Here is a 21,693-nt window from a genome sequence, read left to right on the forward strand (position 1 = left end):
AATAACCAGGCAATTACAACTTGAATCGTCCATAAGATGCGTAATACCGTTTACGCAACTGTAATTTCGAATGATCCAACATAAAAATCCCTCCGCAAAAGCGAGGGATTTTCCGTTCAGCATAATCTGCTGTGATGTGGCAGGGGTGGAGAGGATCGAACTCCCACAATTGGTTTTGGAGACCAATGCACTACCATTATACTACACCCCTAGATCAATACAACGTATTAAATTATACCCGAAAAGACATCCTTCGTCAATCATTTTTCTGCTGAAATGATCGTCGCATCAGGATGCAGCCACAAAACCGATGCGGGAAATTGCGGGTTAATATCCTTGCAGCTTTTCAGGCGCTTGATCACATCTTTTTTATCACTCCCGGCTATTAGAATAATGGATTTTGCCCTCATGATCGTTCCTGCTCCCATGCTGATCGCGCGGCGCGGAACCGCCTTCTGGTCGCTAAAAAAGCGTGCGTTTGCCCGGAGCGTATCCTCGCTGAGCGTAACAGAGGAACTTGCGTAACGAAAAAAGTCTGCGGGTTCATTAAAGCCAATATGACCGTTGCGGCCAATTCCAAGAAATGCAACGTCAAGGCCGCCGAAGGAGTCTATCTTCGCCTCGTATTCTGCAGCTTCCTGTTCCAAAGCCCCTGCTTTTCCATCCGGTGCAAAGGTATGCTTTGGTGCGACATTCACGTATTGGTATAGGTGTTCATGCAAAAAATAATAATATCCTTGCGGGTTTTCCCCTCCAAGCCCTTCATATTCATCAACATTAAAAAAAATTCCCTTGGAAAAATCAAGATTTTGCTCCTGATACAGTTTTACGAGAGCCTTGTATGTTCCAACAGGCGTTCCGCCGGTCGGCATAGCAAATACAGGCCGCTGTTTTTCTTTTAAAACAGCAGCCAGCATTTGTGCAGCCAGAAGGCTCATTTCCTTTTCACTTGCTTTACTGATAAATCGCATATTTTCCTGTCCTTTATCCCTATGGCAAAAGTCTTTTGGTTGAAAACCGTGGCCAGCCTGCATACTGGCGGAATCCCTCCGCAAAAGGTACGCTGCATTGCAATCCGCGATACTTGGAGCAGGTTCGTACAAAATCAATGAAATCGATCTTGTCATGCTCCAGCATCCATTTGATCTGGCTTTCATGGCACGCAAGCGCTTCGAGTTTTGTATCAATCGTATCTGTTACGTCAACATACTCCGTGGGTACAAAGTTGATTCCCGCAAGCGTATCCATATAAAACAACGGAACGATTTCACCATATGCTTCCGTAACAGTCTCAATATGCGGGATGGATGAACCAAAGCTTGCATGGAACGCAAGCTGGCTTGTTTGCTGGTGATCGCGCATGTAGTCGTCAGGATTGTGCGTAATGATAAGGTCGGGCTTTGCATAACGCACCACTTCAATCAACCTGTTGATCGTCTCGCGCTCGGAGGCTTCTACGTGCATATCGCCAACGTCTATACTAATTGATTCCGCACCGATTATTTTTGCTGCATTTTCAGCTTCTTTCATACGTATTTCCCGGAGCTCTTCCGGCATGATTACAGCATGTCCCAAATTCCCGTTTGCTACATGGCACATAATAACCCTGTCGCCACGCGCCGCATATTTGGCAAGCGTCCCTGCACACGCAATTTCAAGATCGTCCGGATGACATCCAATCGCTAAAATATTCATAACACTTATTTCCTTTCCGCAATCATAAAAAATCAGATAACTCAATCCTCAGGCTGTAGGTTTCCCTGCTCCCCGGCTTTATCCATTTTACATATTTTCCAGTATTGATCGAATCCGGCAGGCCAAGCCACGGCTCTGCTGTCACACGCCCGTCAAAAAGCGTACACACCACAAGCGATTCATAAGAATTGTCCGTTTCAATCGTCGCATGATAGCCGTCTGCCTTATTGATAATTTCAGTTTTATTCTCTGTTTTTTCATAGAATACATAGTCCCCTTCCCTTGTAAGATCAAGCGGGATATTGTTTTCGTACTCTTTTCCATCCAGGTAATTTACATAGCGCCTCATATCGGTATCCAGCTGGAACTCCGCCTTATCGCTCGCTGTAAAATAATGATGCCAGCCAAAATAGTGCGGCATTGGTTCCGATGAACGATTGGCGATAGCCGCAAGGAATTCTACAGTATCGTTCTTTAAAGTATACGTGACCTCCAGCCTGAAATCAAAGGGATAATTTTCATTTTGGGAGGCCTCGTTATTTGTGATATAAAGTGTCGTACTGTTTTTTTTCGTTTCCACAACGCCGAAAGACGAACACTTTACAAGACCGTGGAACGGCATGGTGTATGCCTTTCCATTCAGGGTGTATGTATCGTTTTTCGTCCTGCTTGGGAATGGAAAAAGAACAGGACAACCGCCTGCCAGAACGTTTGATTTATGAAGCATATCCTCGTCAAAAAATATGACGTCTTTTCCATGATAGTTAAGGCGCGTCAGCATCCCGCCATAATCCGGGAGAACCTCTGCCAAAAGTCCGCCATCATCATTGCTTATTACTATTTTTTTCATGCTATGTGTTTACCTCAACTGCTCAGGGGAGCGAATAAACCCGCTCCCACAGGCATACTTGCACATAATAGAAGGTTTCTTTTATATCATGCTTATGAAACCGTAATTCCGCCGTCCGCTACAAGAACTGCACCATTCATATAGCTGCCTTCATCGCTTGCAAGGAAAAGAGCGATGTTTGCGATGTCCTGAGCAGTTCCCCACCTGCGTAACGGCGTTCCCTGCGTGAGGAATTTTTGTTCGTCGAACGTAGGCTTGTTCAGGTCGCTTTCATAGATCATTGGCGTGTGGATCGCCGCGGGGGCAATGCAATTTGTCCTTATTTTTTCCGGACCAAATTCAACAGCCATCGACCTTGTCAGCGAAATCGTCGCGCCCTTCGAGGCGCTGTAGGCGTCGCAATTTGGAATACCGATTACGCCGCAGCTGGAGGAGGTGTTGATGATCGCCCCACCCCCACGTTTTTTCAGGAGGGGAATTGCCGCTTTCGAGCAGTACATCATGCCAAAAAGATTGATATGGATGATTTGCTCGAAGACTTTCACATCAATTACATCAATCGCTGCATCCTTTGTCCCCCAAAAGACAGAAGCGTTATTATACAGGATATCAATCCCGCCATATTTTTTATCGATATCGGCAAATACCTTTTGAACCTGTTCCCAGTTTGAAATATCGAGGGCAAAGAATTCAGCTTTTCCGCCTGCGCCGATAATTTCAGCCTCGGTTTCCTTCCCAAGCGTTTCGTCCTTTTCGAGGATCAGTACAACTGCGCCTTCCTTTGCAAACGTTTGTGCAGCCGCTTTGCCGATTCCGCCACCGCCGCCGGTAATCGCAGCTATTTTTCCAGATAATCTCATGTCAGTTCTCCTTTACCAAATTGTATATCCACCGTCCGTCACAACATTTGCGCCCGTCATGTAGTCGGAAGCGGAGGAAGCGAGAAATACAGCCATATCACCGATATCGGCGGGTTCACCCCACTTTTTCAGAGGAATTTGCTCCAGGGAGTCCTGATAGAAATCAGGGTGCTCTTTTACATAATCCTTGTTGATATCGGTCATGTAATATCCCGGACAGATCGAATTAACTGTAATTCCATACTCCGACCATACCCCCGCCATCAGTCGCGTCAGGCATTCAATTCCTGATTTTGAAACATCGTAAGCGCCAATGGTTGGATTTCGCATGGCAACCTTTCCCGTCATAGATGCAAGATTAATGATCTTCCCGCTTCTCTGCGCGATCATAACCCTTCCGACGTGCTTCATCATAAGAAAGGTTCCTGTAAGGTTCGTGCCGATGATGCTGTTCCATTCCTCAAGCGATTCGTTTTCAAGGCGCTCGCTGCTTCTGCCTACCGCAGCATTGTTTACGAGGACGTCGATCTTTCCCAGTGTATCAACGACTGTTTTGCACGCATTGATCACGCTTTGCTCATCTGTGATATCGAGCGCGCACGTATAGGTTTCATTCCCCGTCTCATCCGATATTTTTTTTGCGGTGGTTTCAAGACGCCGCGCATTGCGCGCCATGAGATACACCTTCGCACCCGCTGAGGAAAGGGATCGTGCAAATGCTTCGCCAAGTCCCTGTCCCGCGCCTGTTACGACGGCGACCTTTCCCGTCAAATCAAATTTATTTTTCATGACCGCTCCTTACCTGTATCCCGTAAGAGAGTTAATTACATTCCGCAACAAGCGGGCCCGCCAGCTCCTTGATAAAGAAGAGTTTCCCGGGAAGCGTCGGCATAAAGCTTGCTGGAACCCACATGTCAGGCCCGTAGCGCAGCGCCGTCCAAAGCGACATACCCTGCCACATCATGCCCCTGTCATAGCAACCGTCGCAGCCGCCGATAATTTTATCCGATTGCAGGAACAACCCCGGCCCGATCGTATTTGCAAATGCCGGCACCTGCGTGGTACGGCTTTTGAAGCTATGCAATGCGTTTTGTTCGATGGTCAGCGGATGTAAATGGGCTCCCAGTCTATATGTCTGTGATTTCCACTCCTCAAAGGAATCGTATTCGCCTGCAAAATGCGGTTCCCAAAATGCAATGTGGAATACCCTTCCAATGCCAAATACCGTCACAAGTTTTGCGCCTTCAGCTTTGAGCTTCGCTATTTTTTCCGCATAGGTAGGCAAGTTTTCTTTGGTTGCAAAATTGCGTTGGTTTTCTGGAACGGTGAGCTTACCAAGCGGCCCATAAAAGCTTGCTTCCATAGCATGCTGGAAAGAACCGTTATTGTCTTTATCAAGCGTCGTACCTGTCTCGTCGCTCCATTCATCCATATTAAATCCATATACATGCTTGCAGTCAACGTTCCATTCCTTCAGGAAGTAAACCGCCCATTCGTACATTCCCATAGGGCCTACGGGGAGGATCATTGCCAGTTTATGTCCAGCGTCCTTTGCCTGCTTTATTGTCAGCGCAATTTCGTGTCCCATCATCATGCCAAAGGTTGTATTGTTTTCGCACAAAACAGGCTTGAAATCATCGTGCCAAAAGCTTTGTTTTTCAAAGATTTCCTCCGGCGCGTGGGAGCAGCAATCGTCCAGCCGTTTGAGATCCCATCCCTTTGGCAGAAAATGTTCCATATTTGAGTTCTTGATTGTCGATAATAAGTCCATTTCAGTCACCTCTGATTTATATTGTTGTTTTATTATTTTATTTGATCCAATCTTCGCGCGAATGACGTGTTATCATGGTAGTTTTCATCGTTACTGAATTCTCCTTCCGCTGCGGAAAGCGGACACTATCAATAACCGCCGTCCGCAGAGAAGGAAAAATGTTAATTACTAATATTTGACGACAACAGGCTCTCTCTTTTCTGCAGATTCGAGAACTGCAAGGAGGGCCAGAGAAGTATTTGCAGCATCTTCCGTGCTCACAAGGAAGGGCTTTCCGTCGATCAGACGATCCACGAAAGAGCGGATGCTTTCATATGCAAATCCTTTTACCTTACCGTCCACCCGGTTTCTGACAATAATGTCAGGCGTCGTAACCTTTTTGTCTGTTACTTCCTGTATCATATTGTGGCTGGAGCAATCGATATTGATCATTCCATCCGTACCAAGTACAGTAAATTTGATGTCATTGATGCAAGTGTTGGCGTTTGGCGTAATCCAGCCGTTTTCCATTTGGGCGATTCCGCCGTTTTTGAATTCGATGGTCGTTAAATACATATCAGGTACGTCTACGCCGAGTTTCTTCAAAACACCCTCGCGGGATACGGCGTACACGCGCTCTACTTCGCTGCCCATCAGCCAGCGCAGCGTATCGAGGCAATGACTCCCCAAAAACCACAAAATCGAGGATTTTGCCGCCCAGGAAAGCATATCGGTAGCCACCCACTTGATGTCATTTAACCGGCCATATGCGCTGTATGGCGTACCCAGGTTTCCTGCGTCAATGGATTGTTTTGCAGTATTCACCGTCGGATTCCAACGATTGTGCAGGTCCACCATCGCGCGCACCCCGTTTTTCTCGAACGCTTCCATCATGTTATAAACGTCGTCGCGCGTAGTCGCAAGGGGTTTCTCAATCAGCAAATCCTTTTTTGCGTTTGCACACGCAATCGCGATATCCGCATGCAAAAAATCAGGCGTAACGATAGCAATCGCGTCGCAGCTGGATTTCTCCGCCATTTCCTTGTAATCGGTATATACTTCTTTAATACCGAATTTGGCGGCAAGCGCCTCTGCTTTTGCTTTGTCCTTGTCGCAGATCGCGACGGTTTGTGCAAACGGATGCTCGTTATAGATACTGGCATGAGTTTCTCCCCAGATGCCTGCGCCAACGATGCCCATTCTAAGTTCGTTCATGTTATTGCCACCTTCCGTTGTTTCTGATTGTGATGTTTCCGGCCTTCCCCGGTTGCCCCTGTTTTGGAGCAAACCGGGAAAAAAGCCGGTACTGTTAAGCTGTTTTAGAATTCGTAATCGTGAACATTATCCTTTGTGAAAATAATGCTGGGGATATATCCAACGGTTGTGCCGTCAGGAACGATCAGCGTTCCGCCATATTCGCCGTAATCCTGTCCATCCTTGGGAAGGCTTCCGTCTTTGAGGTAATTTACTGCCGCTGCAACCGCGTCATAACCCATTACGCCCGGATCCCACAGTGTCAGCTCAGGAATAATCCCTGCATCAACATATTCGGAGCACTGCGACGGCAGGCCGATACCAAGGGAAATGATCTCGCCTGTTTTTCCAGCGGACTGGATCGCCATAGCCGCGGCCGGAGGATTCACGGAAGAAACGCCAGCAAATGCTTTCAGGTCAGGATAGGTCTGGATCAGGTTTTCCGCCTGGGATACGCATTTTTCAAAATTATCGTCGCACGCTTCTGTTGCCACTATTTCGATGTCAGGATACTTATCCAGTACCGCTTTAATCGCGTCAAGCCTCTGGTTGAGCGTTTCGGAACCAAGTCCGCCGGTCAGGAGAGCAACCTGCCCTTTTCCGTCTACCTGTTTTGCAAGACTTTCGCCGATTGCCGTACCACTCTCGATTGCGTCGCCTGCCGTTATGCAGAAGAGCCTGTCGCTGTCAGGAGCGTCGATATCAAAGGTAAATACCGCTACGCCTGCTTCCATTGCTTTGTTGATTGTGGGGATAATCGCAGTGCTGTCTGCCGTTGAAACAAGGATCGCATCCGCGCCCTGCGTTACAAGGTCTTCAATAAAAGTAATTTCCTGGTTCACATCCTCAGAAGATGGACCTGTGTAAGAAATAACCTCCGCGCCCATTTCAGCAGCCGCTTTTTTAGCGCCTTCAGCCGCATAGTCAAAATACGGAGCGCCCATTTGTTTTACTACGATGCCAATTTTGTAGGGTTCGCCGCTTGCCGCTTTGGAAGCGTCTGCCGCAGGAGACGCATCAGAGGATGCCGAAGCATCGCCTGATGCTGCCGGTGCGGAGCTTTCCGTTGCCGGAGCCGAGCAGCCGATCACACCAATTACCATGATGGCCACGAGAACAAGTGCTACTAAAAATTTGTACTGTTTCATTTCTTTCCTCCTTGGATTTTGAGTAATAGAGTTCCAATTTGTTTTGAGTACCGCATATTCTTTTCCGCACGCGCAATGTGCAGGAATATTTGGCTGATTTTTTTCCAATATATCTCCCGTACCACCTCCGATATAAAAATTTTTGATATTTTATGCGTTTGTTGCTGCTTTCTGCTTTTTCCCAATCTTAAATCCGCCGTTGCGCCGTTTGGAATCATATCCAACTGCCGCAAGAAGTACGCATCCCATAAAGATCATCTGCCAGTATGCGTTGATTCCAATCAGGTTAAAGCCGTTGATGATAAAGTTCAAAATCAATACGCCGATGATGGTGCCCTGAATATTCCCCTGCCCTCCGGCAATGCTCGTACCGCCCAGCAATACCGCAGTAACAACGTCAAAGGCCGTATTGGTACCCGCATCCGGGGAAGCAGAGATCAACCGCGATGAAAATATGATTCCTGCAAGTGCCGACAGCAGCGCGCTCACTACATATACCAGAATCGTAATCCGGTCCGTATTGATCCCTGCAATATTTGCCGCCTTTGGATTACCGCCGGTCGCATACACAAACCGTCCGAATTTCGTGGAGGTCATGATCCAGATAAACAACGCAGCAATGGCAATCATCAGTATGATCGGAATCGGTATTCCAAGAAGGGTACCATGTGCAAGTCCGTCATAGCCCTTGGGAAAGGTGCTGATAGGGCTGCCGCCTGTGATGACATAAATGATGCTTCGTAACGCCGTCATGGTTGCCAGTGTTCCAATAATCGGCTGGAATCTTGCCTTGGCAATCAGTACGCCATTTAAGATGCCGATCACAGCCGCAACCAAAATTGCAATGATGATAGCAAGGGCAAAATTCATTCCCATCCCATAACAAATTCCCATAATTGCGGGAACAAGCGCCATCACGGTTCCAACCGACAGGTCAAAGCCGCCGGCGATGATTACGACTGTCATTCCAACAGCAACGATTGCAACCTCGCTGATACGCGTAATAACCGTTACGATGTTGCCCATGGTAAGGAAGCTTGAATTTGCAATCCCCATGATCACAAACCACACGCCGAGGAAAATCAGCAATGCGATTTCATATCCAAATTTTGAGAAAACACTTGTTTTGTTTGATTTCAATTTCTGCATTACTGTCTTCTCCTTTCCTTATAAAGCGTTCTGGCAGTATCGAGCAGCAGGGCCAGTATGATGATTACGCCTGTGATAAGCCCCTGAAAATCAGCCGATATTTTGAGAAGCGTCATTCCGTTCATCAAAAGCCCCATCAGGATCGCCCCCAGTAAGGTTCCGACAACAGAGCCTTTTCCTCCAAGGAAGCTGACGCCTCCAAGCACAACTGCTCCGATTGCATCCATTTCGTAGCCTACGCCCGCGCTTGGCTGGATTGCTCCGGTCCTACCGATAAAGATCATCGCCGCAAGTCCGGTAAGGAGTCCAGAGCACATATAAATCATTTCTTTGGTACGGTCTACATGGATACCTGCAAGCCTTGCCGAATCTCCGTTGCTCCCGATTGCGTAAACATATCGTCCAAATCGTGTGTAACGCATGATGATCACAAAGAGAATCACCACCGCCGCGAGAATAATCGCCGGCGCAAAGTCGTTGCCCATCACAAGGAAATCCTTTGGCAGGTTCGTTGTCCATTTTCCTCCCGAATACACATAAGCGATTCCGCGGAAAATGTTCATTGTACCAAGCGTTACGATAATAGGCATTACCTTGAGCTTTACAATCAGAAATCCGTTTAAAAAGCCGCACGCCGCACCTACCGCCAGGCAGATCAGAAGTACTACCCACGCCGGCGCGCCTATCTTGATAAACGAACCTGCTACTGCACATACAAGGCCAAGCAGAGATCCGATCGAAAGGTCGACGCCCTTTGAGATGATTGCGAGCATCATTCCAATCGACATAATTCCATTTACTGCGATCTGTTTTGTGATATTAAGTGCATTCGTCCCGGTAAAAAAGGAACTGGACTGCACGCCGATAAATACGGCTACAATAATAATGAACAAAATGATCGTCAGTTCAGGGATATTCATAAAAGCGCTGAAAAGCTTGCTCCCGCCTTGCTTTTTGGCTTTCATTGTTATCTCATTTTTCACAATATAAGTACCTCCCGTTTCATATGATCATAAACTTTAGCTGTTCATCCCGGTTGCATAACTCATGATAGCCTCCGGTGTTACTTCTTTTTTGTTGAAAATGCCGGCGATTTTTCCTTCGTGCATCACTATAATCCTGTCGCTCATACCCATTACCTCGGGAAGCTCGGAAGAAATCATGATAATGCCGTACCCCTGCGCCACCAATTCATTCATAAGCTCATATATCTCCGCTTTTGCGCCTACGTCGATTCCGCGTGTCGGCTCGTCAAAAATCAATATCTTCGATTCGCTTGCCAGCCATTTTGCGATAACAACCTTTTGCTGGTTACCGCCGGAAAGATTCTGTGCGAGCTGCTCGATAGAAGGTGTTTTAATGAGCAGCTTTTCAACGTAATCGCCAACGAGGGCGCGCTCTTCCTTAAATTTGATTGCAAAGTTATGTTTGTTTTTTGCGAGCGAAGTCATTGTAACGTTTGCCTCGATTGACATCAACAGCACAAGCCCCTGCTCTTTCCTGTCCTCCGGAAGAAAACCGATGCCAAGCTGTAGCGCTTCTTTTGGAGATTTCGGAATTTTGTGACGTTCGCCGTAAATTGTCATTTCTCCTGAATCTGCACGGTCAATTCCAAAGATTGCCCGTGCCATTTCCGTCCGGCCCGCACCGACAAGCCCGGAAATTCCAAGTATTTCACCACGGTGCAGGTCAAAGCTGATATCCTCGAACACTCCCGCTGCCGTTAATCCGTCTACAGAGAAAATTACTTCCCCTATTTCATTGCTGCGTTCCTTGAAACGTACGTTCACAGTACGGCCCACCATCATGGAAAGCACCTCGTCGATCGTCGCTTCAGACGTCTTCATAGAGCCTATGTATTCCCCGTCGCGCAGAATGCTGATTCGGTCGGATATTTCAAAAACTTCATCAAATTTGTGCGATATATAAAGAATGGATACTCCCTTCGCACGAAGGTCTTTAACGATTTGCATCAGTGTCGCAACTTCATGTTCGGAAAGCGATGAAGTCGGTTCGTCCATAATAATCAGTTGTGCGTTCATGGTGAGCGCCCGCGCAATTTCTATGAGCTGCTGTGTCGCTACGGTGAGCGACGCGACCTGCGCGGTTGGAGCAACATCCACCTTGAGCTGTGCGAGCACTTCCTTTGTCAGCTCATTCATCTTTGCCCAGTCAATCAATCCATTTTTTTTCCTGGGTTCACGCCCCAAGAATACGTTTTCTGCAACGGACAGGTCCGGGCAAAGTGTCAGCTCCTGATAAATGGTAGAAATACCAGCCTGCTGCGCCTCCCATGGCTGATGAACGTCAAGGGGTTTCCCTTTCCAGAGTATTTCCCCAGACCATCCGCCCAGAGCGCCTGTCAATATCTTGATCAACGTGGATTTGCCAGCTCCATTTTCGCCTACCAGCGCCAAAACTTCGCCCTCGCCGATTTCAAGCTGTACCTTATTAAGCGCCAGCACTCCCGGAAATTCTTTTGTGATATCGCTTAACTGTAACAACGCATTTGCCACTTGTTTTCACCTCTCAATAAAATTCTGTTGCCAAACTCAGTGGATTACCATACCATATATCCGCCGTCTACCTGAATAATCGTGCCATGCACATAATTGGAAGCGCCGGATGCAAGGTAAATAAGCGTACCCGCCAAATCCTCCGGATTTGCCATCTTCCCAGCAGGGATCATACCAAGCGCTACGTCATAAAAGTCCGGATCTGCCGCAAAAAATTCTTTATTCGGATCGGTCATAAAATACCCTGGAGCAATCGCGTTTACGTTAATGTTGTATTGTGCCCATTCAGCTGCAAGCGCCCTTGTGAGTCCGTCGATCGCCTGTTTGGATACGTCGTAAGATCCGCCATGCACGCCTTTGTTGATTACTTTGCCGGATATGGAGGACATATTGATGATTTTGCCCTTGCGGTTCTTGAGCATGACCTTCCCAACTGCCTTCGCGCAAATAAAGCTGCCGTTCACATTGATGTCAATCACCTTTTCCCATTCTTTCAGGCTCGTGTCCTGCGGCGCTTTATTCAGTCGTCCTATGCCTGCGTTATTTACCAGAATATCAATCGTTCCATATTTTTCAACACACGCGTCGACTGCTTTTTCAACTTCCTGCTCGTTCGTAATATCTGCAAAATAGCTCATTACGTCATAGCCGGCCTGTGTCATTTCCTTTTCTGTCTGTATAAGGTCTTCCTTCTCAAAAGACAACAGGCAAACCTTTGCTCCTGCTGCTGCGAGCGTGTTTGCAAACATTTTGCCAAGTCCCTTGCTTGCTCCGGTTACAAATGCAACCTCTCCTGTCAGGTCAAAAAAATTCAACATGAAATAAACCTCCTAGAATGAATATCATTTTTGAGAACAGTAAAGACAACTATCAATTTTTACGAATACGATTATTGGTTTTGAAATGGCCTCTTATATTGGGATATCTTTTCCAAGCAACGCCATTTCGTTAGAAATTTGTACACTTTTCAGATATGCCGTTAAAATAGACCTGTTTGTTGATGAACGATTTTCAACGCCTCCTTTGGATTTCTTAATTTAGCTAATCACTTCTTTGATAATCACCTGGTTGAAAGCATATTCCTTCAATGCCTGTATACCGCCAATCAGCTGCGCGTTTTCTCCATGCACGCTGAGCCTGATATCGGGCTTGAAAAGCCCCAGTCTGGAGAACATTTCATTGAGGGAAGTCAAAATGTATTGATTCCCCGTCGATATGCTCCCGCCGATTACGATCAGCTCCGGATTGATCATCAGATCGATATTAATGATGATCATAGCCCATGCTTTCAATGTTTTATCAAAAACCTTTTTTACGTCCTGATCTCCCTTTACAGCCGCTTCCTCTAATAGTTCAAGCGTCATTGTATCGGTGTCCTGTTCCTCCATGACCTGTTTTAATAACCCGCATTTACCTGCCCTTAGCTCATCCTCTATACGGTTATAAAGCGTTTGCAGGCTTGCTTCAGATTCAAGCTGGCCTTTACCTTTCACATATTCCTCGAAAGAACAGTTATTATCAAAATAGGTTTGCCCTACCTCTCCCGCATAGTTTCTTCCGCCTTTTACAAGATTGTTATCGATCATGATGCCCATACCGATTCCGGTGGATTGTGTGATCGTAATATATGCCATATCCTTTACAAAAGGATATACGGAAGCTTTTTCGCCTACGGTTGCCAGCCACGATACATTGTTTACGATAACCGGCACTCCCAGAATGCGCTCGGCATAATCGAAAAACCGCGTGTCGCTTAAAAGATATACATCCGGAATTTTATGTACCATCCTGGACTTGGGATTGATAACGCCCGGCAGCGAAAACCCTGCCGCCAGAATACGCAGCGACCTTTGAGCGTTCATACCAATAAGCTCGTTTTTTACCTTTTCGATAATCGCAAGAAGCTCTTCGAGCGTACCCTGTTGATTGTATTTAATACTATACCTTCCCGCAACGTGTCCCCTGATGTTAATCAGATATCCATAAATTACCGATGAAGTCATATAAAAATGGATCATGTAGCCATATTCATCATTGATACTGAATAACTCCGGGCTCCTGCCCTTTTCCGTTTTTTCCTTGCCTAAATATTTAATCAGTTCTTTGTCTTTTAGATTCCGAAAAACCCGGCTGATTGTTGCTGCGCTGATTCCAATCTTTGAAACGATATCAGATGCAGAAACTTTTTCATGGGAAATCAGTTCATCCAGAATCTGTAACTGATTTCTGTCTTTTTCGGATAATTCCAGTTTGCTCATATCCAACATAACCATTACCTGCTTCTCTGCTTTTTCTGCATTTCATTTTAGTAATTGACCTAAGCAATACAAAAGATGTTCTGCAGATTTTGTTTCTGTATTTAATTATAATCGTCATTGATTGAAAAGTGATAGTGTTTTTATAAAATAAACATCTCTGTCTGTTTACATTTTTATCATAATATGAAATGCTCACAAAGTCAAGCATTATTTTTATCATGAAAATATATTGAGAGTATGCTTGCAATACGCTTTATAAATGTGATTTTTTGCATTTATATATAATTTCATTAAAAAATTAATTTAACATTTCGAAATCTGTTTTTATTAAAATATACCTTTTCAGTAAAAAGGGGCAGTATGAAAATAGCATTCCATACTGCCCTTTCTTTGTGTTGTTTTTATGAAAAATTATTTAACGTAAAGTTTACGCGCTTCATCATATGTAAATAAGCTTCCGGTATAGTCTACGGGACGTTTTTCCCATCCCGCGTCAATTCTTGCGCGTACTTCTTCAAGCCTTGGAATTGCTCCGGTTGCGGAGAAATCCGTAACACAAATCGCTCCGGTTGCACAGGCAGTGTCGATGGCGTCATAAGGCGAATACCCTCTCAGGAGCGAAGCCAGAAAACCTGCTACACTGGTATCTCCTGCGCCAGTGGTAGATTTCATATCTTCTATGTAATAAATACCTGAGAACAGCTCCTTGTCCGCCCATGCGTCAACATCCGCAGGCGCGCCGTTGCCCATTGCGGCAATCTGATCCGCGTTTGCCGTTTTGACATAATAGCCAAGCGTGCCGCATTTGATTACAACGATTTTAGCACCCATGTCCATCAGTTTCTGTCCCAGTTCCGCAATATAATCCACTTCGATGTTAACCAAAACATCGTCGTCAAGCTGCTTGAGCCTTTCAAATTCCGGCCTGTCCAGCATAATCAAAGTTTCTTCTATACTGGGCATGATGATATCGGTATAGGGCAGCGTACTTTTAAATATTTCTTCCCAGTCCTGCAAGGCAGCCTCAGAAGAGGGATCCGGATAAGCGGTATCTACAGAGGTCGTGACGCCCGTTTCTTTTGCTTTTTTGAGAATGGCAATCATCTCTTCCCCACCATTGCGATAGAGGCTCCTCATGAGCGGAGGATAGCCAAGGTGCATAATCTTCGCGTCTTTTACCACCGAAAAATCGATATCGCATGCACAAAATGTTTCGTTGACTGCCGGATTATGCAGGAATATACGGTCACTGCCCGGAAGAGACAGCACAACCGAATAAGAAGAGCTCTCGCCTTTTGAGACGGCCAAAAATTCCTTAGGCCCGCCACTTTCCTCGAGAAGCTGGCCAATAATCCCCCCAAGGATATCATCTCCAACCTTAGCCATCAACGGCGTATTCATACCCAGCTTAATCAGCCCGATTCCGGTATTTGCTACACTACCGCCCGTAGAAAAAACCATATCTCCTACGTCGTTTTGTTTTCCTGGTACAAAAGTTTTTTTGATTCCCTCATTATGTTTTGGAAATTTTGGAGTCATATCAAGACAAATATGACCTGCACATACTACATCATATTTCATTTCACATATCCCCTTTTTCTCTTGAAAGTAATATCCGTCCGCATATTTTTATGCGGACGGGTTTTATGATTATGTTATAATTGTCATTCAACGATCCTGCATACATATTATCCCCGGTCTGCTAAAGCCGGACTGTTATTTAGCCCCTTTGATCCAAAGGAATATACGGACGTTCCTCCTGGACATTTTTATAAGCCGGACGAATAATCTTACCGGCGTTGGAAAGCTCCTCAATACGGTGCGCGCTCCATCCCGCAATCCGGGCGATTGCAAAGATTGGCGTAAACAGCTCTGTAGGAAGCTTCAGCATGCTGTATACAAAACCGCTGTAGAAGTCCACATTGGCGCTTACTCCCTTGTAAATTTTCCGTTCCTTGGCAATTACCTCAGGAGCAAGACGCTCTACGAGCGAGTACAACTGGAATTCTTTGGAAAGCCCTTTTTCTTCCGAAAGATTCTGGACAAAAGACTTGAAGATATCCGCTCTCGGATCAGACAGCGAGTAAACCGCATGTCCCATCCCGTAGATCAAGCCAGCTTTATCAAACGCCTGTTTGTTCAGGAGCTTTGTAAGGTAATCCTTTACCTCGCTTTCGCTCGTCCAGTCGCTGAGGTTCTTCTTCATGTCCTCAACCATTTGTACGACCTTTATGTTTGCACCGCCGTGCTTCGGTCCTTTCAGCGATCCCAGCGATGCGGCTACCGTGGAATAGGTATCCGTGCCGGAGGACGACACTACGTGCGTTGTAAACGTAGAATTGTTACCGCCGCCATGCTCTGCGTGCAGCACGAGTGAAACGTCGAGAATATGCGCCTCAAGCTCCGAATATTTGCTGTCCGGGCGAAGAAGGTGCAAAATATTTTGTGCGGTGGAAAGCTCAGGATCCGGCACGTGGATGAATAAGCTCTGTCCGTCATGATAATGGCGGTAAGCCTGATACCCATATACCGACAGCAGCGGGAACAGCGCAATAAGCTGTAACGATTGCCGTAATACGTTTGGAATGGAGATGTCATTTGCCTTATCGTCATAGGAATAAAGCGTCAGCACGCTTCTGGCAAGCGTATTCATCATATCCTGGCTGGGGGCCTTCATAATGATATCCCTGACAAAACTCGTTGGCAGCGTTCTATAATGCGCCAAAAGCTGTGTGAAATCCTTAAGCTCTTTCTTGTCGGGCATTTCACCTACGAGCAGCAGGTAAGCGACTTCTTCAAAGCCGTATCTCTTTTCCTGTATAAAGCCTTTTACAATATCCTTGATATTGATTCCCCTGTAAAAAAGCTTACCTTCGCAGGGTACCATTTCATCTCCCTGCGCAATAAAAGACTGGATATCCGAAATCCGGGTAAGTCCTGCAAGGACGCCTTTCCCGCTGATATCCCGCAATCCGCGCTTAACCTGATATTTTGTATAAAGTTCAGGATTGATGACACCCGTCTGATAGATACGTTCCGTTAAATCGAATACTTCCGGTGTGATATCTGAGATGTTTTTATTTTCCATTCATTTTTCCTCCCGTGTTTCAAAATTTTAATATATAATAATGGCAAAAAACCAGCCGCACCCACTTTCGAATCTATGGGCGGCCTGCAATAAGCTTGGATTGTCCGCAAATTGCGCCTGCGGAGAGCTTACGCGGTAAAACAATCGAAATTCTACTGTAAAAAAATATATATAGTGTTATTATACTATAAAAAAATGCCTGTGTAACGTCTTTTTTTATTCGTTTTAAAAACAAAACAAAAAAATGCCGGAGAAAAGATGGTTTCCCCGGCATTTTTTGTCATGTTTTATCAGATGCGGCTTACGCCTGAATCTTTTGCCGCCTGTGCAACAGCTTTTGCAACTGCCGGCGCAACACGTTCGTCAAACGGTGAGGGGATCACATAATCAGGCTCAAGCTCCGATTCTGTGATCAATCCTGCAATCGCATAGGCTGCGGCGATTTTCATCTCATCGTTAATGTCGCTGGCGTGTACGTCAAGCGCACCCCGGAAAATACCAGGGAATGCAAGTACATTGTTGATCTGGTTCGGAAAATCGCTGCGTCCGGTTCCGATGATGGCTGCACCGGCTGCTTTCGCGAGGTCAGGCATAATTTCCGGAACGGGGTTCGCCATTGGGAACAGGATTGGGTTTTCCGCCATGGATTTCACCATGTCTTCCGTCAGGGTTCCGGGAGCGGAAACGCCGATGAATACATCCGCGCCTTTTATCACTTCCTCCATACTTCCCTTTTTCATCTTTTTGTTGGAAATTTCAGCCATTTCCTTTTTTTCTTCATTCAGGCCGTCCCTTCCCTTATAGATCGCACCGTGCCTGTCGCACATCACAACATCTTCCAGCCCCATTGCCATAAGCAGCTTGATGATGGCAATTCCTGCAGCACCTGCGCCGGAGGTTACCACGCTGATGTCATGGATATCCTTCTTCACAAGCTTGAGCGCATTGATAAGCGCCGCAAGGGTAACCACGGCAGTACCATGCTGGTCGTCGTGGAAGATTGGAATATCACAGCGTTCTTTTAGCTTGCGTTCAATTTCAAAACAGCGCGGCGCACTGATATCCTCCAGATTGATGCCGCCAAAGCTTCCCGCGAGGAGCGCTACCGTATTGACAATGTCGTCAACTTCTTTGCTGCGGATGCACAGCGGGAACGCGTCTACATTTCCAAACGTTTTAAACAGGACGCATTTTCCTTCCATAACAGGCATACCCGCCTCCGGGCCGATGTCTCCAAGACCAAGAACCGCAGTTCCATCCGTCACAACGGCAACCAGGTTATGCCTGCGCGTATAGACGTATGAAAGAGATGGATCTTCCGATATTTTGAGACAGGGCTCCGCAACGCCCGGAGTATAGGCGATTGACAGATCATCCTTTGTTTTTAAGGGAACGCGGCTGATTACCTCAATCTTACCTTCCCATGCTTTGTGCATTTCCAATGCTTTTTCTTTAAAATCCATAGTGAAGTCCTCCTTTTTAGTCATTTAGTATAGAAATTGATTTATGCAAGAATGTTTTCATGGTTTTCGCCGATAATTTCAAATGCTCCATTTCATCGTCATTGATGTGCAGGTCGATTACCCGTTTGATCCCCGCATAGGTAACGATACATGGCAGGCTGATCGCCACGTCGTTAAATCCGTATTCTCCGTTCAACACATGGGATACAGGCAGTACGGTATGTTCATCCTCCAGTATGGATGCAACAATACGCGACGTCAGCATTGCAACCCCGTAATAGGTTGCGCCCTTCAGCTGAATAACCTCCGCTCCGCCTCCCTTTGTCTGTTCGAATATTTCCTCGCGGTTAATTTTAACCTTTTTGTTGTCTGTCAGGAATTCATCAAGGCGTTCTCCGCCTATCGTGATCGTAGACCAGATCGGCACCTGCGTATCGCCATGCTCCCCAAGGATGTAAGCGTTGATGTCACGGATATCCGCGTCAAAATGCTTGCCAAGTAAATAACGGAAGCGGGACGTATCCAAAATAGTGCCGCTGCCAATTACCTGCGAGGCGGGCAGCCCTGATTCTTTTTGTGCGACATAGGTCAGCACGTCAACGGGATTGGAAACGATCAGCATGATCATATCCTTATTGTTTTTTGTTGCCTGCCGCGCAATATCGCGCATTACCTTCACGTTTGTCTGGGCAAGCTCCAGGCGCGTCTGGCCCGGTTTACGGGCAATTCCTGCCGTAACGATTACGATCGACGCATCGTCGCAATCTTTGTACGTTCCCATTTTGATCGAAAGCTGGCGGAAAAACGCGATTCCGTGATTCATGTCCAGTACATTCCCCTGCGCCCTGTCTTCGTCGAGATCGATCAGCACAATATCCGAGCTGAGCCTGCGAAGCATAAGCGTGTAAGCAACAGTAACGCCCACGTTTCCAGAGCCAATTACAACGATCTTGTCTTTTGTTTTTTCCCTCATGATTTTTTTACCCTCTCACCTAATAAGATTAATACGATATTTTAATAAACCTAATTTGCCCCTCAATGCAAAAAAGATATACCGACATCCCCGGAAATTTCATTCTGTTTGTGGATATACGAAATTGAAATAAAAGAAAACAGTATAACCCCAAGGGACAATACTGCAATAACGTTCCAAATATTAATTGCCTTTTGAAGCTGCATCTCTTCTTCTCTGTCAAAATAAGAGAGAATGTTTTTTTGAAAAGAAAGCTTCGAAATATCCTGCTCCGATTGTGAAGCACTGAAAAACGGATTTAAAATATCGCTTGTGATAAAAATGCTTTCTGCAACCTGCGTCCTGCCCTGGAACGGTTTTTCTCCCTGGTCATTCGCCGCAAAGGACGCGCAAATGCAAAATAGCGACACAAAAACAAAAGCAATAACAAGTGCGTATATGAACAATTTATGGTGCTTTTGAATTGTAGTCACGAATGCGGTCTGCCTCTCTGCAAAAAATATTCGAAAACTTCCACATATATATTATGGCCCAAGTTTTTGTAAATATCAAGTGCAAAGAAACATTAATTCCTATAATTTCGAAAATACGTCGCCAATCTTATCAGTAACCAGCAAATCTGCCCTGTGATCGAATGGCGTTGCGCTCTTATTGACCAATACAAGCTTAGCTCCCATATAATAATCAACGAGTCCAGCAGCAGGATATACAGCAAGCGATGTCCCGCCGACAATCAACATATCTGCGCTTGCAATACAGGACACAGATTCTTCCAGCACATCGCTGCGCAGGGATTCGCCATAGAGCACGACATCAGGCTTTACGACTCCTCCACAGCTGCAGCGCACAATTCCTTTGCTATTAAGCACATATTCTGTACCATAGAACTTTCCGCAATCCATACAATAATTTCGGTGAACCGAACCGTGCAGCTCCAGAACATGTTTTGAGCCCGCAGCCTGATGCAATCCGTCAATATTTTGTGTAACAACAGCAGAGAGCTTCCCTTCCCTTTCCCATGACGCAAGCTTTTTGTGGGCGGAATTTGGCTTAGCCTCAGGCTGAAGCATTTTGTCCCTGTAAAACTCGAAAAATTCTTTCGTATTGGCCATAAAGAAATCGTGACTCAAAATCGTCTCCGGCGGATACCTGTATGTCTGATGGTAAAGACCGTCCACGCTGCGGAAATCCGGAATTCCACTTTCTGTAGAAACGCCTGCCCCGCCAAAAAATACGATCCTGTTACTGTCTTTCACCATTTCTTTCAATTCACGGATTTGATCCATCGTGCTTACCTCGTTTCAAAATATGGCGGATTGTTACCACCATTTATTTGTATGCTAAGATAAATTCCGGTTCACAGAACATTGACGGAAGAAAAAATGAGGATAGCTCAAACCCCCGCGCCAAAATATGACTTAATCTCAATAATTTTCCTTCAAAACCGAGAGAACCAGTTTAAATACATTCTGCGCGGTCATATGGCGGACATATTCACGCTCATCGGCTTTATGGTAGTTGAGCTCCAGCTTAATCACTTTCTGAAAACGTTCGCTATCGATGGCAATGTAAACAAGCCCCACGGGTTTTTCAGGCGTACCTCCACCCGGTCCTGCAATTCCAGTCGTGGAAACTCCAATATCCGATTTCGCAAGCCGCCTGACGCCCTGCGCCATTTCCTTTGCAGTCTGCTCCGAAACCGCGCCATATTGTGATAACGTTTCCTCAGAAACACCCAGAACGCGATGTTTGATGTCATTGGCATACGAGCATACCCCACAACCAAAAACCTTGCTTGAACCGGGGATTTGGGTGATGCGTTCCGAAATCAAGCCGCCTGTACAGCTTTCCGCAGTCGCAATCGTAACATTTTTCCTGATCAACTCCTCTACGACAGCGGTCTGCAGGTTTGCAACGTCAATACCGTAAATATATTTTCCGACGATATCCTCAATATTTTTGATCACCGGTGCAATCATTTCTTCGCACTTTTGCTTTGTATCCGCAGCGGCCGTCACACGCAGCGTTACCTCGCCCTGTTTCGCATAAGGCGCAATCGTAGGATTTGTACTGTTTTTCATCAGGCTGTACAGCATATCCTCCACACGCGATTCCCCAAGTCCGAAAACCCTGATGTTGTGCGAAACCAACACTTTATCCGAAAATCCCATCAGGTATGGAATCACCGCGTGCCGGAACATTGGACGCATTTCCGCGGGAGGCCCCGGCAGCAGAACCGCCGTCTTATCGTTTTCCGATATGGCAAGCCCCGGAGCAGTACCGTTATCATTGTGGAATATTTTAGCTCCAACAGGCATCATTGCCTGTTTTTTGTTGTTTTCCGTCATGGGACGCTTTAGCCTGTCGAAAAAATCTGTAATGCTCTTAAGGGATTCCTCATCGAGCGCCATTTTTTTGTGGAAATATTCGGCAACGGTCTCCTTTGTGAGATCGTCATAGGTTGGCCCAAGGCCGCCTGTCATCACAACGATATCGGCGCGTGAAAACGCAAGCTCAAGGCTTTCCTTCAGCCTGTCGTTGTTGTCGCCGACAACGGATTGGTAATACACGTCAATCCCGATATTGGCAAGTTCTTTTGCAATATATGCCGCGTTGGTGTTGACAATATCGCCAAGCAGCAGTTCAGTCCCAACACATAAAATTTCAGCTTTCATCTTTTCTTACTTCC

General features: G+C 46.1%; 19 protein-coding genes and 1 tRNA gene. All 20 read right to left on the reverse strand.

What is annotated here, in order from left to right:
* Window positions 1–137: 137 nt before the first annotated feature.
* The 20 genes from ACS5WU_RS02160 to ACS5WU_RS02255 all read right to left on the reverse strand — a co-directional run bounded on the left by ACS5WU_RS02160 (window position 138) and on the right by ACS5WU_RS02255 (window position 21,679).
* Window positions 138–211: transfer RNA gene (locus ACS5WU_RS02160), tRNA-Trp, on the reverse strand.
* Between the two features lie 49 nt (window positions 212–260).
* Window positions 261–971 carry a glucosamine-6-phosphate deaminase gene (locus tag ACS5WU_RS02165; RefSeq protein ID WP_302761565.1) on the reverse strand — a complete coding sequence of 237 codons (711 nt, stop codon included), beginning with the start codon at window positions 969–971 and terminating at the stop codon, window positions 261–263.
* A 19-nt stretch (window positions 972–990) separates the two neighbouring features.
* Window positions 991–1,695 (reverse strand): PIG-L deacetylase family protein, encoded by a 705-nt coding sequence (locus tag ACS5WU_RS02170; protein ID WP_046444341.1) that lies wholly within the window; start codon window positions 1,693–1,695, stop codon window positions 991–993.
* Between the two features lie 22 nt (window positions 1,696–1,717).
* The gene (locus ACS5WU_RS02175) at window positions 1,718–2,545 is read right to left on the reverse strand and encodes an aldose epimerase family protein (protein ID WP_302761562.1); all 828 of its coding nucleotides are present in this window, start codon (window positions 2,543–2,545) and stop codon (window positions 1,718–1,720) included.
* Window positions 2,546–2,637: 92 nt separating this feature from the next.
* Window positions 2,638–3,405: an SDR family NAD(P)-dependent oxidoreductase gene (locus ACS5WU_RS02180; protein WP_059108540.1), complete on the reverse strand. Its 768-nt coding sequence runs from the start codon at window positions 3,403–3,405 to the stop codon at window positions 2,638–2,640.
* 12 nt (window positions 3,406–3,417) lie between these two features.
* A complete protein-coding gene (locus ACS5WU_RS02185; RefSeq protein WP_046444344.1) occupies window positions 3,418–4,194 on the reverse strand; it encodes an SDR family NAD(P)-dependent oxidoreductase in 777 nt (258 codons plus the stop codon).
* Between the two features lie 31 nt (window positions 4,195–4,225).
* The gene (locus ACS5WU_RS02190) at window positions 4,226–5,176 is read right to left on the reverse strand and encodes a 6-phosphogluconolactonase (protein ID WP_059108539.1); all 951 of its coding nucleotides are present in this window, start codon (window positions 5,174–5,176) and stop codon (window positions 4,226–4,228) included.
* A 168-nt stretch (window positions 5,177–5,344) separates the two neighbouring features.
* Entirely contained in the window at window positions 5,345–6,370 is a 1,026-nt protein-coding gene (locus ACS5WU_RS02195) for a Gfo/Idh/MocA family protein (RefSeq protein WP_046444346.1), read from the reverse strand.
* Between the two features lie 104 nt (window positions 6,371–6,474).
* Complete coding sequence (locus ACS5WU_RS02200; RefSeq protein ID WP_046444347.1) at window positions 6,475–7,557, reverse strand: autoinducer 2 ABC transporter substrate-binding protein; 1,083 nt, start codon at window positions 7,555–7,557, stop codon at window positions 6,475–6,477.
* Between the two features lie 150 nt (window positions 7,558–7,707).
* A complete protein-coding gene (locus ACS5WU_RS02205) occupies window positions 7,708–8,706 on the reverse strand; it encodes an ABC transporter permease (protein WP_052740567.1) in 999 nt (332 codons plus the stop codon).
* Window positions 8,706–9,689 carry an ABC transporter permease gene (locus tag ACS5WU_RS02210; protein ID WP_052740568.1) on the reverse strand — a complete coding sequence of 328 codons (984 nt, stop codon included), beginning with the start codon at window positions 9,687–9,689 and terminating at the stop codon, window positions 8,706–8,708. Before ACS5WU_RS02210 ends, ACS5WU_RS02205 begins: the two co-directional genes overlap by 1 nt.
* Window positions 9,690–9,725: 36 nt before the next feature.
* A complete protein-coding gene (locus ACS5WU_RS02215) occupies window positions 9,726–11,222 on the reverse strand; it encodes a sugar ABC transporter ATP-binding protein (RefSeq protein ID WP_059108537.1) in 1,497 nt (498 codons plus the stop codon).
* Between the two features lie 44 nt (window positions 11,223–11,266).
* Window positions 11,267–12,040, reverse strand: a complete 774-nt coding sequence (locus ACS5WU_RS02220) for an SDR family NAD(P)-dependent oxidoreductase (RefSeq protein ID WP_046444350.1) — start codon at window positions 12,038–12,040, stop codon at window positions 11,267–11,269.
* A 219-nt stretch (window positions 12,041–12,259) separates the two neighbouring features.
* Window positions 12,260–13,480, reverse strand: coding sequence for an ROK family transcriptional regulator (locus ACS5WU_RS02225; protein WP_160295655.1), 1,221 nt, complete (start codon window positions 13,478–13,480; stop codon window positions 12,260–12,262).
* Between the two features lie 411 nt (window positions 13,481–13,891).
* Complete coding sequence (locus tag ACS5WU_RS02230) at window positions 13,892–15,061, reverse strand: carbohydrate kinase family protein (protein WP_046444352.1); 1,170 nt, start codon at window positions 15,059–15,061, stop codon at window positions 13,892–13,894.
* A 139-nt stretch (window positions 15,062–15,200) separates the two neighbouring features.
* Window positions 15,201–16,568, reverse strand: coding sequence for a citrate/2-methylcitrate synthase (locus tag ACS5WU_RS02235; protein WP_046444353.1), 1,368 nt, complete (start codon window positions 16,566–16,568; stop codon window positions 15,201–15,203).
* 290 nt (window positions 16,569–16,858) lie between these two features.
* The gene (locus ACS5WU_RS02240) at window positions 16,859–18,031 is read right to left on the reverse strand and encodes an NAD(P)-dependent malic enzyme (RefSeq protein ID WP_059108536.1); all 1,173 of its coding nucleotides are present in this window, start codon (window positions 18,029–18,031) and stop codon (window positions 16,859–16,861) included.
* Window positions 18,032–18,047: 16 nt separating this feature from the next.
* A complete protein-coding gene (locus tag ACS5WU_RS02245) occupies window positions 18,048–19,004 on the reverse strand; it encodes an L-lactate dehydrogenase (RefSeq protein ID WP_046444355.1) in 957 nt (318 codons plus the stop codon).
* 572 nt (window positions 19,005–19,576) lie between these two features.
* Window positions 19,577–20,290: an NAD-dependent protein deacylase gene (locus ACS5WU_RS02250; RefSeq protein WP_302760677.1), complete on the reverse strand. Its 714-nt coding sequence runs from the start codon at window positions 20,288–20,290 to the stop codon at window positions 19,577–19,579.
* 138 nt (window positions 20,291–20,428) lie between these two features.
* A complete protein-coding gene (locus ACS5WU_RS02255) occupies window positions 20,429–21,679 on the reverse strand; it encodes a competence/damage-inducible protein A (RefSeq protein ID WP_302760675.1) in 1,251 nt (416 codons plus the stop codon).
* Window positions 21,680–21,693: the final 14 nt, after the last annotated feature.

The sequence above is a fragment of the Christensenella sp. KGMB01412 genome (assembly GCF_055522415.1).